Raw genomic sequence first — 544 nt, 5'->3', positions numbered from 1 at the left:
TTTCCACGACGTCGCCGAAAAAGCCAAGGCGGGCAATGTCCACGCCAAGGCCGTACTGGATTCCTGGGCCGCCGGTGAGTGGTTCACCAGCAAGCCTGCCATCGCTGAGAAATACAGCCTGACCGTGTTCAAGGTCCCTGGCGAAACCAACACCGACGACCTGTCCCCTGCCCCAGACGCCTGGTCGCGCCCTGACATCCCGCTGCACGCCCTGGCCATGCTGAAAATGGCCCGTGACGGCATCGTGCCTGAGCAACAAGGCGCCATCGGCCCGCTCAAGCAGATCGAAGAAGTCAAAGCCAAAGGCTTCCCGGTTGCCTACGTCGGTGACGTGGTCGGTACCGGTTCTTCGCGTAAATCCGCCACCAACTCGGTGCTGTGGTTCTTCGGCGACGACATCCCGTACGTACCGAACAAGCGCGCTGGCGGCTTCTGCTTCGGCTCGAAAATCGCCCCGATCTTCTACAACACCATGGAAGACGCCGGCGCCCTGCCGATCGAGTTCGACGTCTCGAACCTGAACATGGGCGACGTCATCGACGTT

General features: G+C 61.4%; 1 pseudogene. It reads left to right on the top strand.

Annotation, left to right across the window (positions count from 1 at the left end):
- Nucleotides 1-544 (top strand): annotated as a pseudogene (locus NPS47_RS25355) (bifunctional aconitate hydratase 2/2-methylisocitrate dehydratase); the annotation flags it as partial.

The organism is Pseudomonas putida (assembly GCF_028682475.1).
Lineage (GTDB): Bacteria > Pseudomonadota > Gammaproteobacteria > Pseudomonadales > Pseudomonadaceae > Aquipseudomonas > Aquipseudomonas putida_AG.
The sequence above is the reverse complement of the archived record's forward strand: the minus strand, read 5'-3'. Positions and strand labels throughout refer to the sequence as shown.